At 32.7% G+C, this 16482-nt stretch carries 11 protein-coding genes; 2 read left to right on the forward strand and 9 right to left on the reverse strand.

Annotation, left to right across the window (positions count from 1 at the left end):
- Positions 1-9: 9 nt before the first annotated feature.
- The 3 genes from PQF83_RS08715 to PQF83_RS08725 are packed head-to-tail and all read right to left on the reverse strand — an operon-like array spanning position 10 to position 3694.
- Entirely contained in the window at positions 10-1281 is a 1272-nt protein-coding gene (locus PQF83_RS08715; RefSeq protein WP_000459665.1) for a PTS ascorbate transporter subunit IIC, read from the reverse strand.
- Positions 1282-1305: 24 nt separating this feature from the next.
- On the reverse strand, positions 1306-1575 hold the full coding sequence (locus PQF83_RS08720; protein WP_000757318.1) for a PTS sugar transporter subunit IIB: 270 nt from the start codon (positions 1573-1575) through the stop codon (positions 1306-1308).
- A 13-nt stretch (positions 1576-1588) separates the two neighbouring features.
- The gene (locus tag PQF83_RS08725) at positions 1589-3694 is read right to left on the reverse strand and encodes a BglG family transcription antiterminator (RefSeq protein WP_000599624.1); all 2106 of its coding nucleotides are present in this window, start codon (positions 3692-3694) and stop codon (positions 1589-1591) included.
- Between the two features lie 305 nt (positions 3695-3999).
- Between PQF83_RS08725 and PQF83_RS08730 the strand changes: the two genes are divergently transcribed.
- Entirely contained in the window at positions 4000-4674 is a 675-nt protein-coding gene (locus tag PQF83_RS08730; RefSeq protein WP_000346935.1) for a TerC family protein, read from the forward strand.
- 56 nt (positions 4675-4730) lie between these two features.
- On the opposite strand, the gene PQF83_RS08735 is transcribed toward PQF83_RS08730, so the two are convergent.
- Positions 4731-6704 carry an LTA synthase family protein gene (locus tag PQF83_RS08735; RefSeq protein WP_000808752.1) on the reverse strand — a complete coding sequence of 658 codons (1974 nt, stop codon included), beginning with the start codon at positions 6702-6704 and terminating at the stop codon, positions 4731-4733.
- A 516-nt stretch (positions 6705-7220) separates the two neighbouring features.
- Positions 7221-8846 (reverse strand): ABC-F family ATP-binding cassette domain-containing protein, encoded by a 1626-nt coding sequence (locus PQF83_RS08740; protein ID WP_000633868.1) that lies wholly within the window; start codon positions 8844-8846, stop codon positions 7221-7223.
- 233 nt (positions 8847-9079) lie between these two features.
- On the opposite strand from PQF83_RS08740, the gene PQF83_RS08745 reads away from it, so the two are divergent.
- On the forward strand, positions 9080-9520 hold the full coding sequence (locus PQF83_RS08745; RefSeq protein WP_001997685.1) for a hypothetical protein: 441 nt from the start codon (positions 9080-9082) through the stop codon (positions 9518-9520).
- A 192-nt stretch (positions 9521-9712) separates the two neighbouring features.
- Here the strand turns inward: PQF83_RS08745 and PQF83_RS08750 are convergent, their stop codons facing one another.
- The 4 genes from PQF83_RS08750 to PQF83_RS08765 form a co-directional block, all read right to left on the reverse strand.
- Positions 9713-10561: a hypothetical protein gene (locus PQF83_RS08750; protein ID WP_000992226.1), complete on the reverse strand. Its 849-nt coding sequence runs from the start codon at positions 10559-10561 to the stop codon at positions 9713-9715.
- 415 nt (positions 10562-10976) lie between these two features.
- On the reverse strand, positions 10977-14093 hold the full coding sequence (locus PQF83_RS08755; protein ID WP_000040973.1) for an MMPL family transporter: 3117 nt from the start codon (positions 14091-14093) through the stop codon (positions 10977-10979).
- A 253-nt stretch (positions 14094-14346) separates the two neighbouring features.
- Complete coding sequence (locus PQF83_RS08760; protein ID WP_001107293.1) at positions 14347-14913, reverse strand: TetR family transcriptional regulator; 567 nt, start codon at positions 14911-14913, stop codon at positions 14347-14349.
- Between the two features lie 289 nt (positions 14914-15202).
- The gene (locus tag PQF83_RS08765) at positions 15203-16360 is read right to left on the reverse strand and encodes a GNAT family N-acetyltransferase (protein ID WP_001100974.1); all 1158 of its coding nucleotides are present in this window, start codon (positions 16358-16360) and stop codon (positions 15203-15205) included.
- Between the last annotated feature and the right edge of the window lie 122 nt (positions 16361-16482).

Consider the following 16482-nt stretch of genomic DNA (forward strand, 5'->3'; position numbering starts at 1 on the left):
TCTTATCTATTAAAAAATATATCCTACTAACTTCACAATTTCACTAATTAAAATACCTACAACTGCAAAATCAGAATCACCAAATGTTGTATTCTCAAATCCTAATCCACCTAATATAGGTAATAATATTGCTGGTAGGAATGAAATTAGTAATCCATTTACAAAAGCTCCTAGTATTGCTCCTCGTCTTCCTCCAGTTGCATTACCGAATACAGCTGCTGTTGCTCCTGTGAAGAAGTGAGGAATTAACCCTGGCACTATTACACTTAAACCGATAAATGGAAGTATAAACATGGAAAGTAATCCAGCGATAAAACTTGTTAAAAAGCCAATAATAACTGCATTTGGTGCAAATGGGAAGATTGTTGGACAATCTAACGCTGGTTTTGCATTTGGTACAAGTTTATCTGCAATCCCTTTAAATGCAGGTACTATTTCTGCAATTAACATGCGGACACCCGCTAAAATAATATATACTCCTGCTGCAAATGTAATTGCTTGCATGAAAGAATACACAAGATAATTTTGTCCGTTACTTAATTCCGTTTCGATAAACTCCTTACCCGCAAATGGTGCAACAATAAAGAATAATACAGCCATCGTTAATGACATAGAAACTGATGTATCACGTAAAAACCCTAGTGACTTAGGTACTTTAATTTGTTCTGTTGATTTATCCTTATTTCCAAATTTACTCCCAACAAACCCTGCCGCTAAGTATCCAACTGATCCAAAATGACCGATTGCGATATCATCCATTCCTGTAATTTTTCTAACATATGGTTGTAATAATGCTGGAAAAATCACCATGAGTGACCCTAAAATGATTGATCCAACAGTAACTAATGTAGCACCTTTCATTCCGGTAGTTGAAAATACCGCTGAAATTAAACATGCCATGAATAATGTATGATGACCAGTTAAAAACACATATTTAAATTTTGTAAAACGTGCAATTAGTAAATTCACAATCATACCAAATACCATAATTAACGCTGTTTCTTTTCCTAATGTTTGCTGTGCTATTGCAACTACAGCTTCATTATTTGGTATAATCCCTTTAATATGGAATGCTTTATCAAATATTTTACCAAAAACATCTAAAGCTCCTATTAATATAGTGGCTCCGCCTCCTAAAACTACGAAGCCCATAATTGTTTTTAAAGTCCCTGAAACCGTATCAGCAAAATTTTTCTTTTGCAGTAGTAAACCACACATAGCAAATAATCCGACTAATATTGCGGGTTGTCCTAAAATATCCTTCATAATTATATCAAACATAGCACTACTCCCCCTTCATTGTTACTACATTAGGTGTTTTTGTAATGCTTCTCTAATTTCATTTAAATCTAAAATATTCGTTAATCCAGCAACTGTTCGATTACCATCTTCAAGGTTACAAATAATATCCTTCGAACCTAAATATAGATCTGCTTGTTCTGATTTACTTGATGCTAAATCTGTGTGTGATACTTCTGCTTGTAATCCTAATTCACTTAAAATTTTCTTCACATTCATTTCTACAATAAAACTACTTCCTAATCCATTTCCACATACAACTAATACTTTTTTCATTTTAATCTCCCCTTTAATTAGAATATTTAGCTATCATTTTTAGCATTTCATCTATTGAATTTGAATGAATTAACATTTCCACATTTTTCGGATCCGATAACATCTCACTTAATTGTGCTAATGCTTTCAAGTGTGTCTCATTATCAATCGCTGCCAATACAATAATTAAATTTGCAGCATGCTCTTGTTTTTCTGAAAATAGAACACTTTCTTTTAGTTGTAATAAACTCATCCCCAATTTTTTGACCCCTGCTTCCGGGCGAGCATGAGGTATTGCAATTTTAGGTGCAATAACAATATAAGGACCTAATTTTTCTACATTTACAATCATTTCATTGATATATTCTTTAAAGATGTATTGATTTTGTAATAACGGATCAGCCGCTAATCTTATCGCATCTTTCCAATTATCAACACGATCTTCAAGCTGAATAAATTCTCTAGTTAAAAGTTCGTTTAACATTGGTTTATACTTCTCCTCCTTCTCAAAATACGCCGGACCACTCATAAATTCAATCAGTTCTCTTTTTAAAGATTCTTCATCCACTACGTCAGCATATTTTTGAATTATCCCCATCACTAAATCCACAGAATCTTTTTGATTCTCTCCATACAATACTCCATTTACTTTTCTTAATAGAGCTGCTTTTTCAGAATCCGATAAAATTGGATTCACCTTAAAAACCGGCACATTCCCTTTTTCAATTTCAGTAGTCGTAATTATACAATCTACATCAAATGTATTTGATTCATATTCCCGTTTTGAAATTGCATTTAATATATCTATGTTTGAAAATAACTTCTCTAATTGATACTGCAACATACGTGATGTGCCAATGCCATTTGGACAAACAAGTAATGCTGTTTTTCGTGGATTGGGAACGATTCCCTCTTTCCTCATCCAAGCTCCAAAATGCATAGTAACATACGCAATTTCATCATCGGAAACAGATTTTCTCACATATTCTTCAAAATGATGAATTACCTTTTTCGTAAGAAAATATACCTCTTCATAATTTTCTTGAATTGTATTTCGTAATGGGTTTTCAATTTCTATTCCATACTTCACACGATAAAATGCAGGTTTCATATGCAAATATAGATCTGTAAACAACCCATTAAAGTCTTGAAATAAAACACAAGCATAGTGTTGAAAATCTTTAATCATACAGTCAACAATTGAATGTATTTCATCCATGTTATTTTTCTCATAAACATTTTCCTGATAATTTACTTTTGCACCTAGCAAATGAGTCGTAATATAATAGATTTCATCTATTGGAAATTTGACAACAAACGCTCGTTCAAACTGCTTTGCTATATATTTCGCAGCTTCAAATTGCTTTGAATCTTTCAGAACATTTTTTTCAGCTTCTTCCATCTCGACGCACTTACCTTTTAGAATACGTCTATGGAACAAATACATGTAAACGCTTAAATTTTCTAGTACCTCATCTGTATATTGGACACCTAAAAACTCTTCACAATTCGCAAGAATTTTTTTTATAATATACAATGTTTCTCTTGCAAGTGTATCTGTTTCACTTCCCATATCACTCATAATATAATTTACTTGTGATATTAAATACTCCCAGCCATTTTGAGAAATAATTTGAGAGAGGCTTAAAATTAATAAATTTCGTTTACTCTGTTCATTTCCAACAATTTGATAGCCTTCCTTACGAAAAGAATGTAAAGATAAATTATACTTATTCAACTCTACTTTTAGCTTTTTCAAATCTGCAAGTACAGTATTACGACTTACCTGCAAAAGATTTATTAAGTCTTTCAATAAAATTCTTTTTTCCTGTATTAGTAAATATAATATTAACCATATTTTTCTTTCTTTCGGAGAATATTCATATTGATTATTCATACACTCATTTAATTTTTTTACTATCATTTGTTTCGTTTCTTTATTTAAGCAATAACCTAAGTGTCGTATATATTCAATAGAATGTAATCCTTCCTCTTGTAACCAATCGTCAATTTTCTTAATATCGTAATAAAGCGTTCGTTTGGAAACTTGAATCACATCAATTAATTGATTTATAGACACATAATCCTCTGCTTGAATAATTTGTTGCAAAATATTTATACTTCGAGTATCTAATATCATATTTGGTGTACACCCTTTCTATACTTGTTCACTAATTGACTTGCAAGTATAGATACTAACTTTGCAAAATTAGATTTTTTGAAATCGCTTTCTATTAATATAATATCTATTATTGCTTCTAAATATAAGTCCAAATTTTTGTTTCTCTGTAGTGCAAAGATTGTGCTTTGAAAATTTCTTAAGCTTATGTTTAATGCTATTATTCCCCTTCATGTTCCTTTTCAATAAAACATGAATATTACCCTCAGAATTTTTAATACTGTATAGTAGCTTAGCACATATTACTCTTAAGGAGTGATATGTATATGGATTTCCTTTCAGCTGAATATTTGTCAGCCTTACTTGCCATTATTGTAATTGATTTAGTGTTAGCAGGTGATAATGCCATTGTAATTGGGTTAGCAGCAAGACGATTACCGAAAGATCAACAAAAGAAAGTTATTATATGGGGAACTATCGGGGCAATCGCGATTAGAGCCCTCGCTACTTTAGTTGTCGTTTGGTTGTTAAAAATACCAGGGCTACTTCTAATTGGTGGTGTACTCCTTATATGGATCGCTTACAAATTAATTGCTGAAGGCAAAGATCACGATATTAAGGCGGAAGAAGGTTTCTGGTCTGCTATTAAAACCATTATCATTGCTGATGCATTGATGGGAATTGATAATGTTCTCGCTGTTGCTGGAGCTGCGCATGGCAACTTTTCTTTAGTAATCATCGGGCTATTAGTTTCAATTCCAGTAGTAGTTTGGGGCAGTACATTAATTTTAAAATGGGTTGACCGTTATCCTATCATCATTACGATTGGAGCAGCTGTTTTAGCTTATACCGCTGCGAAAATGATTGTAGACGAGAAATGGTTCGCTGCATTTTTCGAAAGTAACCCTTTCATAAAATGGGCATTCATCATTATCATTATTGCCGGTGTAGTTTTCTTCGGAAAGGCAAAACAGAAAGCAACAGATGGTTCTATCTCATGATGATGTTTTATTTACAAACAAAAGGCACTATTCATAGGAATAGTGCCTTTTGTTATTTATTTAGCTTCCCCTTCCGGAGTCGTTTTTACTTTCGTTTTGTTTTTATCACGATTGTTATAGTTATACTTCGAACGATCTATCGGTGTAAATCCTTCCGGTGTGTAGAATCGTAATAAGTCACCATTTACGACTTGGTCAGAGTATTTTAACGAGTTTTGAACCATTTGTTCATTTTGTTTTATTTCATCTGTAAATTCTACTGGTTTTCCAGTCGTTGTATCATAGTATTTGCCGTTTAATGCAGTAACTGTTGGGCTTACGAAGTTGCCGTTACGGAACGCAACAACTTGTTTATGATCTGGTGATAATAAATCTGAACCAAATTGAACATAATTTTTTGTATCTGTTCCTAGTAAGTGTAAAAGAGTTGGAAGAACATCAATTTCACCACCATATTGATGTTGTACGCCACCTTTCACACCTGGTACACGAACGATAAATGGTACACGTTGTAACTGTGCATTTTCAAATGAGTTAATTTCTTTACCCATTACTTTTGACATTGCTGCATTATGATTATCTGAAATACCGTAATGGTCTCCGTACATAACGATAATAGAATTATCGTATAAACCAGATTGTTTCAAGTAATCGATGAAACCTTTTACAGATTCGTCTAAATAACGTGCTGTTTGGAAATACGTATCTACAGACGAGTCACCTGTGTTTGCTGGTTCAATTGTCGCTTCCTCTTTATCAATCGGATACGGGAAGTGATTCGATAACGTAATAAACTTCGTATAGAACGGTTGTTTCAATGTTTCTAATAACGGAATGGATTCATTAAAGAATGGTTTATCTTTTAATCCATAGTTTACTACATCTTTTTCGTTCATATCATAGTATGAAGCATCAAAGAATTTATTAAAACCAAATGATTTATAAATATCGTCACGGTTCCAAAATGTTTTATAGTTACCATGGAATACAGCTGATGTGTATCCTTGTTGTCCTAAAATTGCTGGTGCTGATTGATACGTATTATGAGATTTCGTTGTAAATACAGACCCTTGTGGTAAACCAAACATAGAATTCTCTAACATAAACTCCGCATCAGACGTTTTCCCTTGTCCTGTTTGATGGAAGAAGTTATCAAAATAAAGCGTATTCGCATCTTTTGTAAATGAGTTTAAGAACGGCGTAACTTCTTGACCGTTTAATTTATAATCAATTAAGAAGTTTTGGAATGACTCTAAATGAATATAAATTACGTTCATTCCCTTACCTTTACCGAAATACTCAGGATTCGGACTAGCATAAGTTGATGTTAAATAATTTCTTACTTCTGTCATATTATCTCCATCAGCTAACGCTCTTTCCGTTGATGCTTTCGCACTTTGAATTCCATCATAAATTGTGTAGTTATACGCCCCTAAATATTTCACAATATAATTTCGGTCAAACGTTCTTGTTAATAATTCAGGACGGTCAGATTCTGCAAGTCCTAAGTTAACACTGAATAATAAAATACCTGCTACAAATACTAGTGATACTTTATGCTTCGCAACACGAATTGGTTTTGGATTTGCAAATTTCGTTGCTACTAACACAATTAAAATAATTGTATCTAAGAAGTATAGCGGATCGTAAAGATGTAGCAACGCAACAATACTACCACCTAAATCTCCAAAGTTATTCGTTTGTGTCAACGTCGGGAACGTAATAAAGTCACTGAAAAAGCGATAATATACGACGTTTGCATATAAAAGAATCGACAATAACAAGTTGATAACAATTAACCAAATATAAGATCGTTTCCCTTTTGCAAATAATGCAAGTCCTAAAAATAGCACTGCTGAACTAAGCGGGTTGAAAAACAGCAAGAATTTTTGGATTGTATTTGAAATACCTAAATTAAATTCTGTTACATAAGCCGCATATGTTTTGAGCCAAAATAAAATAACGGCAAACAGAAAGAATCCAAAATGATTGCTTAGCACGCTTTTGCTCTTTAATAAGAATTGTTTCATTTCTCCACCTCTTTTGATCATCCAAGGCTTATTTTTTTATAAGTCTGTCTCTCTATTCAATTTTTTATCTTCAAATAGATTCTATTTATTTAACTATATGAAGAATAATAGTAATTATAATTTGAAGCTAGTATTTATTCAACTATTTCTTTCTATACATTTTGACCTTGGTTTCTATTTAACAAAATAAATTTGTAACATTTTCTGTTTTCTCCCAAGATTCATCCACTAATTATGACATCACATACTATATACCTTTATTCCCTACTTCGCAAATAAATATGTCTCCAGTTCTGGAACATTAATGTAATATAATTAAATTCACAATAGATAACATTTATTTTTAATGTATATTATATTTCTTCAGTTATTTATGCTTCAGCCATTCTTCTATGTACAACATTCAAATCCCTTTCCTTCAATAAAATTATTTTTGAATAATTATTCACAATCCATAAAATACAATTTATAAAAAAAACCTCGCTCCAAAACGAGAGCGAGGGTTTTCATCATTTATTATTGACCTTTGTACATTGCATCTACTTGTTTTTGAAGTTCTTCATTTTCTAAGAACTCATCGTAAGTAGCCTCTTTATCGATTACACCGTTTGGCGTTACTTCGATAATGCGGTTTGCAATTGTTTGTACGAACTGATGGTCATGTGATGTGAATAAAATTGTACCTTTAAATGCAATTAAACCATTGTTTAATGCAGTGATAGACTCAAGGTCTAAGTGGTTCGTTGGGTCGTCAAGTGTAATAACGTTTGCACCACTTAACATCATTTTAGATAACATACAACGAACTTTTTCGCCTCCAGATAGTACTGAAACGTTCTTCTTAACTTCTTCGCCTGAGAATAACATACGGCCTAAGAAACCACGTAAGAAGCTTTCTGACTCATCTTGTGGAGAGAATTGACGTAACCATTCAACTAAGTTGTAGTCACTGTTCTCAAAGTATTTAGAGTTATCTCTTGGGAAGTACGATTGAGATGTTGTAACGCCCCATTTAAATGAACCACTATCTGGCTCCATTTCACCCATAAGGATTTTAAATAATGTCGTCATCGCAATATCGTTACGACCGATAAATGCAACTTTATCACCTTTATTTAAAGTGAAGTACACATTATCTAACACTTTTTCACCATCAATTGTTTTAGAAAGACCTTCAACAGTTAATAAGTCATTTCCTACTTCACGTTCTGGTGTGAAGCCAACGAATGGGTAACGACGAGATGATGGCTTAATATCATCTAATGTAATTTTATCTAATAATTTTTTACGAGAAGTTGCTTGTTTCGCTTTAGATGCGTTTGAGCTAAAGCGCGCAATGAAGTTCTGTAACTCTTTTACTTTCTCTTCTTTTTTCTTATTAGCATCTTGTGTTAATTTTAAAGCTAATTGGCTTGACTCATACCAGAAGTCATAGTTACCAACATAAAGTTGAATTTTACCGAAATCAAGATCAGCCATGTGCGTACATACTTTATTTAAGAAGTGACGGTCATGGGATACAACGATAACTGTATTTTCAAAGTTCATTAAGAAGTTTTCTAACCATTGAATCGCTTTTAAGTCCAAGTGGTTGGTAGGCTCATCTAGTAATAGAATATCAGGTTGACCGAATAAAGCTTGAGCAAGTAATACTTTTACTTTCTCTGCCCCAGTTAATTCTGACATTTTCTTATCATGAAGGTCTTCACCAATACCTAAACCTTTAAGAAGAATTGCAGCTTCTGACTCAGCTTCCCAACCGTTCAGCTCAGCAAACTCACCTTCAAGTTCAGCAGCACGCATACCATCTTCATCACTAAAATCTTCTTTCATATAAATGGCATTTTTCTCTTGCATTACTTTGTAAAGACGAGTATGACCCATAATTACAGTTTCTAATACTGGGAACTCTTCGTATTCGAAGTGGTTCTGTTTTAATACTGCAAGACGCTCACCTGGCGTAATATGTATGTCACCTGTTGATGGTTCGATTTCTCCAGATAAAATCTTTAGAAATGTTGATTTACCAGCACCGTTTGCTCCGATTAAACCGTAGCAGTTACCTGGCGTGAATTTTATGTTAACATCTTCAAACAATTTGCGATCCGCGAAACGCAAACTAACGTTACTTACTGTAATCATTTGTGTCCTCCTACTAATACCGCTTATTTCAGCGTTTTCTCACCGATTGTCTTAAAAAATCGCATATTACGACTCAATTATTGTAGACTATAGTTATTATATAGTAGAAGCTGGATGAATAGCAACGGTTGATTGCTATTCCTTTCTTTCCAAACTTGAATAAAACCTTTGTTTTTAATTATATTAAAGTTACATACACACTTTAAGGGGGATTCATTTTGAAAACAATATTTATGATTGGTGCATTATGTTTATCTCTTATTTCCTTAACTGCATGTAGTAATAACAATGGAAAAACACCTACTGAATCAAAACAAGAGAAAAAAGAAACGAAAGTAACTGTCGATTCAATTATCACTGAATTTAAAAATGCTGGTCTCCAAGCAGAAAATCCAACCGATCTTCCACAAAAAGAATTTGGTAACCTTCGAAAAGAAGGTAAGCGTATTGTCGTACCTGCTCTTGGTGAAGATAAAGGCGGTCGATTATTCGAAATTACAAAGAAAGAAGACCTAGAAAAAGTAAAGAAATATTACGATGAATTAGGAAATTCTGCTCCTATGTTATTCTCTCATACACACGCAAAAGGCAATTTTCTTCTACAAATGAATGGCGATATGAAAGATGAAGAGTTTGTAAAATATAAAGATGTGATGGACAAGTTTGTAAAATAAGGAAAATCACCTTTTAAAAGAACGGGTTCAATTTAGGGAGAGAAAAATGTTAATACCCATTATAAATAACACAATAATTTGTATGCATTTCACACCACGTTTCGTATTATAAAGAGCAAACTAAAACGCTCAGAAAATATTCTGAGCGTTTTCATTTCCTTCTCCAACTAAAGCACCAGGTAGTGTAAAAAGCTATTTCACCATTTGTATTATTAACTTATCTTTTAACATTGACCTATACGAGTCAATTTCATATTTTGTATTATTGATTTTTTCTTTGTTCATTTTTAACATATCAAATATTTCTAACTCTAAATTCCTTCTAGCTTCAAGAACTTTTATCGTTCCTTCTACACCTGAATGGTTATGTTCTTTCCCATAGCCTTGGTTCGTGTAATAGTCGACAAATCCTGTAGACCATTCTGGAGTTCTTTCTTTTAATGCCTTCCTAAATGAAAGTTCAAGATTATCTTGTTCTACATAGAATAACATTGGATTTAGATTCTCTATGATTTTTGCAACTTTCATTACATAATTTATTATTTTTTCTTTTTGTTCACCGTATTTAATCATCCCAATCGTTAATGGATTTTGTATGAAACAACATTCAAAAATATAAACCTTATCATCTTCTAGAGCAATTTCAGCAAAGTCATTCCATTTGTCAGCAATTAATTCAACATTTTTATCGAATGGTAATTCATATATATCGTTTCTTGAAATATCGTTACATAATTCGTCCGAAAACTGGTCACCAAACTCATTTTTTATCTTTCTGTATGGTAATAAATAATTGCTTCCTTTTTTTAAAACTCTTTTAAGAAGCACTTCTTTAAAATCTCCACTGTTAGATACTAATCTATCGAATTCAAATTTATTAAAACAAGATACACCATCATAGTCGGCGGGGTGGTTCAAATTCCCCTCTAAAAATAGTTCAACTTCAATTTTATTTTGGCTTAGAATTTCATTTATTAGCTTTGCAGTGGTCGATTTTCCGAATCCAGGTAAACCTTCTACTATTATTAGTTTTGCATTCATATTTATAAATCCCTTCCTTCAAAGTATTTAACCAAGATTTAAAAAATTAATTACTCCACTGCAATCACTCCTTCAAAATATGATATTCACCATTTCCTTTGAAAAATCCTTCTTAAAGTATCCTGACCGTTAGTTTAAGAACATTTTTTCACAATCTCTACCATTATTTTAACATAAATTTTCCATTTATCTTTTAAACCAAATACTTTGTCAGTAATCCCCAATCGTTGCGCTGCTGTTTTTACTGTTTTCTTTTTCTCTTCCTTTGCAATTTTACTATATAAAAGTACTTAAACAATGTAATACCAATTAAAAAAGGGATGCTAAATCATATGTGATTTACATCCCTAATTTGTGTGTTATTTTATATGTTCTCTCCCATAACTGAAACAGTTACTTTTAAAAGGCGATTCTTTTATTTCCTTTCACTTAATTTCTTTGCATAATTCTTCATTTTACTCGTTAAGCCTATTAAAGCAGGTAGCAATATCGGCATCACAATAATAGCTAATAGTAACAATGCAACACCAACAACGGATGCTACTTGTATAAGCGTTAATACACCTGAAGGGATTAATGCAGCAAATGTACCACCTAAAATAAGTGCCGCTGATAATACGACTCCTCCGATATGACGAGAAGCAGTTACAATTTTCGTCGCTGGGTCCTCTTCTAACTCATTGTATCTCATCATTACAAAAATACTATAATCCACTCCTAAAGCGACAATCATTATGAAACTAAAGAATGGAACATTCCAGCTTAGTGAATCTACGTTTAGTAAGTGTGTACTAATTTGTTCACTTATACCAAGTGATGCAAAATAAGCTAATATTAAAGATCCAATAATAAAGATTGTGTTTAATAATGAACGTGTAATCACGATTAATACGATTGCAATTCCAATTAACATAATTGTAGCTGTACGTAAGAAGTCTTGCCCTGTTACTTCTTTTAAATCAACGTTTCTAGCTGTTGTTCCTCCAATTGCTGTTTTCGCATGATTTAATTCCGTCCCCTTCAAAGTACCATCTATCGTTTTATTGATTTCTTGAATAATTGGCATGGCTTCTTTTGAATACGGATTTACGTCTAAAATGATTGTCATTTTAGCAGTCTTTCTATCATGTGACATGTACGTATTCAAAGCTTTTTGGAAATCTTCTCCCTCCAAAACTTCTTTTGGAATATAAAATTTCTCAGAGCTTTTTGATTCATTTAGTTCTCCTAAATATTTCTGAGCATCCCCTAGGCCGTTACTTACCTTTTCAAGGCCTTCTGTACTTTTAGATAGTCCTGATTGTAATTGTCCCATCTGTTCTTGCAAGTCTTTCAGTCCGGTTAATAGCTGACCTTGCCCATCGTTTATTTTCGTTAATCCGGTTTGTAACTCAGATGACTTGTTTGCAATTTGTTTTGAACCTGTTGCTCCTTCATTTAATCCATTTTTAAGATCAGCTGCTCCTTTTTGTAACTTAGTAACTCCATTGCTCATTTCTTTTAAGCCGTTATCCACTTTCAATAACGATTGATTCGCTTCTTTAAATGATCCCATCGCCGCATTGTGCTGCGCTGCTAATTGATTTAATTCATTTGACAGCCCACCTAATTGCTTTTGAGCCTCTTTAGCAATTCCTATCGTCTGCAGAATGTTAGGATCATTTGCTAATTCTGGTTTCGTTTGAATGAAATTGGTCATTAACATTTCAATTTGTTCATAACCTTTCTTCGCACCGTCAATCGCTTGAGAAATACTTCCGAAGTATTGATCGTAAGAACTTAAACCTTTTTCTAACTGCGTATAGCCAGCATGAAGTTGTGAAGTTGCATGAGATAATACACTTATATTTTCATTTACTGAAGTTAACCCACTCTCAATTTGCTGCGCACCTTTTGCTCCGTCATTTATGCCATTTGATAGTTGATTTAAAGCTGTTCCTAATGCCGATACACCATTTTTCGCTTCATTTGTTCCATCAATTAACTTTTGAACGTTTGCAAGACTATTTGAGTCCTTATTACCCATCTTATCTTTCGCAGTAGTTAATCCATCATTAATTTCCTTTATACCACCATTGGCATCTCCTAAACCTGTATTTAGTTCTCCTGCTTGTTTATTTATATATAATTCTTTTATCTTACCTCCAGTTGGACGTGTCGGTGCATATACCTCTGAAACACCTTTCACTTTCGAAATTTTATCAGTTAACTCATCTAAAGTTTGTAGGGACGTTCCTTCATCTAATTTTTTGTTAGATTGAATGACTAACGTACTTGGTGAAGAAAAACCAGGTGGAAAATGCTCTTCTATTACGTTAATCCCCATCTTTGATTCGTACTTATTGTCTACTTCAAATAAGTCATTGTAATTAAGTGTATTAGAATATTTTAATACGAAAGGAATCGATATCACGCATACAATAATTAAAGCTACAAATGGTCTTGCTACTGAGTTTTTCGCAAAGAATCCCCATAAGCGACTATCTTCATGACCTTTAAAATTTTTAACTGGATAAAACATTCCTTTTCCCAATAGCACCATGAAAAATGGATTTAATGTGGTTAAAACGAGTAATAATACGAAAACACCAATTGCTACCGCTGAAGTAGATTGATATAGTTTAAAACTTGCTAAAGCAAGAGATGCAAAACCAATTAGTACTGCTATCCCGCTATATAAAACAGTTTTCCCTGCCGATTTAAATGTTTCTTTCGTAGCCAAAAATGCGTTTTCTTGTTTACTTAATTCTTCTTTAAATCTCGTAAATAATAAAATGTTATAGTCCGTTCCTACCCCAAACAGGACAACAACGACAAACACTTGTGTAAAGTTAGAAAATGGAAAATTAAATTGATCTACAAGATGAGCAATAATCCCCATTGAAACTAAATATGATACCCCAACAGTAAGAAGAGAAACAATGGGAACAATCGGTGAACGAAATACAATGATTAATATAACTAGAATGAAAATGATTGAAATAACTTCAGTCTTTTTCACGCCCTCTTGAGAAGATGTAAGAAAATCACCCGCGATTAAGTCACTTCCTGTTAAGTACGTTTTTACCCCTTTCGTTTTCACTTTATTATGAAGATTATTTGAAACTTTCGATATTTCACCATGTTTTTTATCTATCGATATTTGCGTTAAAATAGTCGTATTATCTTTAGAAACGAATTGTTTCTCTAATTCTTTATTATCTAAATGTGAAACAACTTCTTTAATTCCTAATTGTTCTTTTTCATTTTGCAAAGCATTGATTGTTTTTGTTATTTCCTCTTTTTGTTCAGTCGTTAAAGCTGTTTTACTACCACTATTAAAAACTGCTATAATCTCATACTTTTCTGTCCCGTCTTTATTCATTTCTTTTATCATTTTGTCAGCAATACTACTTTGTTCTGTATTAGGAATCGTAATGTGCCCTTTTTCTTTCACTAATTTATCCATATTAGGCATCGTAACGATCATTGTAATGGTAATAACTATCCACAATAGAAAAGATAAACTTCTCCAATTTCTCAGCTTGCTCATTTGCATCATCTCCCACGATTAAAATTTTACGTTAGTTACGGAATGAATATTCATTCCTGTTATTTTGAAAACACCCTTTCGGAATGAACGTTCATTCCTCTCGTTCTATTAATTTACTTTTTAGCTCTATTAAACTATGGATTTCGGAATGAATATTCATTCCTTTAATTGTACAGATTGATCATCTCCTACTTTTCTTTTTCACACCCTCATCGGAATGAATGTTCATTCCTATCCTTATAACGCTATAGAATCAAATGATTCTAATAGCATTCCAACAGCTTTCTTCCAGTTCTTTTACCAATTCTTCTGTATATTCTAATTGGCCTGTTTCCATTACTTTAATTAATTTTTCAATCGGTTGATATACAATGATAATTAACGCAATTGGTGGTAATGGACGGAGAAAACCTTTTTCGATTCCATCCTCAATCAAGTCCATAAAGAAACCCATAAAATCCTCGAATATTTCATTACTATGTTCATCGAGAAAATAACTATCACAGTGAGAATTCGTAAAAAGAAAAGCATCTGCATTTTGTCTTGCAAATTCAAATAAACGGTTGTATGTATGGCTAAACTGTTCACGAATATTTGCATTGACTGGAAAGTCGGTTTTTATTAACTCTGATAGCTGTAAAACACTTTTCGTAAATAAAGAATTAACAAGTGCTTCTTTATTTTCAAAATAACGATAAATGGTACCAGCACCTACTTTTGCTTTTTCAGCAATCATCGGAATTGTTGTACCATCATAACCTCGTTCTGCAAAAAGTTGTATTGCCGCATCAAAAATGTCTTCTTGTTTATTTTTAGCCATTTTTTCACCTCAATTTCAGGAATGAAAATTCATTCCGTTTTTAATTATAAATTACATCGGTTAAAAGTCAAGTGTGTGACAAGTATCATTGCGTTTTTAATCCCTTGTTTTGTGAAAAAATTTATATCAGCGATTATTAAAATATATCAGCGATTTTCAGGATATATCGGCGCATCTCTAATTATATCAGCGATTTTCAAAATATATCGACTTACCGACAAAAACTGACAACATTTGAAGAAGCTATTCCAAATGAAATTTTAGAATAGCCCGATTTCAAATATGCAGATTAAAAGAAATCATAAATAAACGGCTTGTGCACTGGCACTACATTCTCAAATGCCCGTATTTCCTCTTCGCTTCCGCTAATTAATTCTAATTCATTTAGTTCTAATGGGCGTTTGTATCCAAGCAATATTGTAGATAGTGCATTTATATCTAGCTTGATCCCTTTATCCATCGTTTCTTCTATAATTGTTATTTCATAATTTGCAAGTCTCACTGATACATTATTCCACGGTGCAAATGAATCTGTAATGTGTAGAATGACTTCTTGTTGTACATTGTTCCAGTTTAACTCATACTGTTTTAAGAAATGCTCTACATCTACAATTCTTCCCATAAAATATGGTTTTATTTCTGTTTTCACACGTGGTTCTTGCAATGTATATAACAACTGTTCGTTTTCACTTACTGTCATTTCAAGTTCTTTAATCATAGAATCATGTTGGCAAATAAAGTTCCATAGACCATTTCGAGCTTCATTATGCAGTGGTACGAATTCTTCTACAGTCATTTTAGATTTTTCTATTTTATATAACATGTAACCTGCTGCAGTTTTATTTTCATCGTAGTAAATTGCTAATGTTAAATCCTCATAAACAGCTTGTAACCACCATTTTTCATTGCGAACAAGCATACCAGAAAAACGTTCTGCAAATGTTTCATAAAGCTTCTCGACTTCTTCTGGGTGATTTTCTTTATTGAAACGTTTCACAGTACCATTCACTTGTTTTTTCATAACTAAATCACTCTTTGTCAAATGACATACGAGAAGATTCGCACAAAGTTCCCAGCCGTATTTACGGTAAAATGTAACAGCAAATGGATGTAACATTGATACTGTATATCCGTCTTTTTTCATCGTTTGAAGAGAATGTTGAAGCAATTCTTTCACATATCCGCTTCTTCTGTATTCTGGATACGTCGCTACCCCTGCAACGCCACCCATTTTAAATTTTTCTTTTCCTATGTATATATGAAACGGAATAAGGTGTAGTTTTGCAGCTAAGTCATTACCTTCCATAATACCGTATACTTCATGACTTTCCTTCATTCTTGTAAGTTGCTGCTGCATTCGTTCTTCTTCAACTTTATATTGAAAAGCGTATTCTGATAAGCGTAATGCTTCTCTAAATTTATCTTCTTTTAATCGTATAACGTTCATAAATTTTCCCCCTTCTTTATTTGAATTGTACCATAATTTAAAATATTACAGTGCGGTGAATGAAATTATATAGACTTAACGACACAAATTCAATATAAAAAAGCAGATACATCCTGTATCTG

Source organism: Bacillus sp. FF-1, assembly GCF_028548245.1.
Classification (GTDB): Bacteria; Bacillota; Bacilli; order Bacillales; family Bacillaceae_G; genus Bacillus_A; species Bacillus_A paranthracis.

What these genes read in the sequence shown, in the direction of transcription:
- PQF83_RS08715 (WP_000459665.1), bottom strand. Translation starts at nt 1,281, where the DNA reads ATGTTTGATATAATTATGAAGGATATTTTAGGACAACCCGCAATATTA.
- PQF83_RS08720 (WP_000757318.1), bottom strand. Translation starts at nt 1,575, where the DNA reads ATGAAAAAAGTATTAGTTGTATGTGGAAATGGATTAGGAAGTAGTTTT.
- PQF83_RS08725 (WP_000599624.1), bottom strand. Translation starts at nt 3,694, where the DNA reads ATGATATTAGATACTCGAAGTATAAATATTTTGCAACAAATTATTCAA.
- PQF83_RS08730 (WP_000346935.1), top strand. Translation starts at nt 4,000, where the DNA reads ATGGATTTCCTTTCAGCTGAATATTTGTCAGCCTTACTTGCCATTATT.
- PQF83_RS08735 (WP_000808752.1), bottom strand. Translation starts at nt 6,704, where the DNA reads ATGAAACAATTCTTATTAAAGAGCAAAAGCGTGCTAAGCAATCATTTT.
- PQF83_RS08740 (WP_000633868.1), bottom strand. Translation starts at nt 8,846, where the DNA reads ATGATTACAGTAAGTAACGTTAGTTTGCGTTTCGCGGATCGCAAATTG.
- PQF83_RS08745 (WP_001997685.1), top strand. Translation starts at nt 9,080, where the DNA reads ATGATTGGTGCATTATGTTTATCTCTTATTTCCTTAACTGCATGTAGT.
- PQF83_RS08750 (WP_000992226.1), bottom strand. Translation starts at nt 10,561, where the DNA reads ATGAATGCAAAACTAATAATAGTAGAAGGTTTACCTGGATTCGGAAAA.
- PQF83_RS08755 (WP_000040973.1), bottom strand. Translation starts at nt 14,093, where the DNA reads ATGAGCAAGCTGAGAAATTGGAGAAGTTTATCTTTTCTATTGTGGATA.
- PQF83_RS08760 (WP_001107293.1), bottom strand. Translation starts at nt 14,913, where the DNA reads ATGGCTAAAAATAAACAAGAAGACATTTTTGATGCGGCAATACAACTT.
- PQF83_RS08765 (WP_001100974.1), bottom strand. Translation starts at nt 16,360, where the DNA reads ATGAACGTTATACGATTAAAAGAAGATAAATTTAGAGAAGCATTACGC.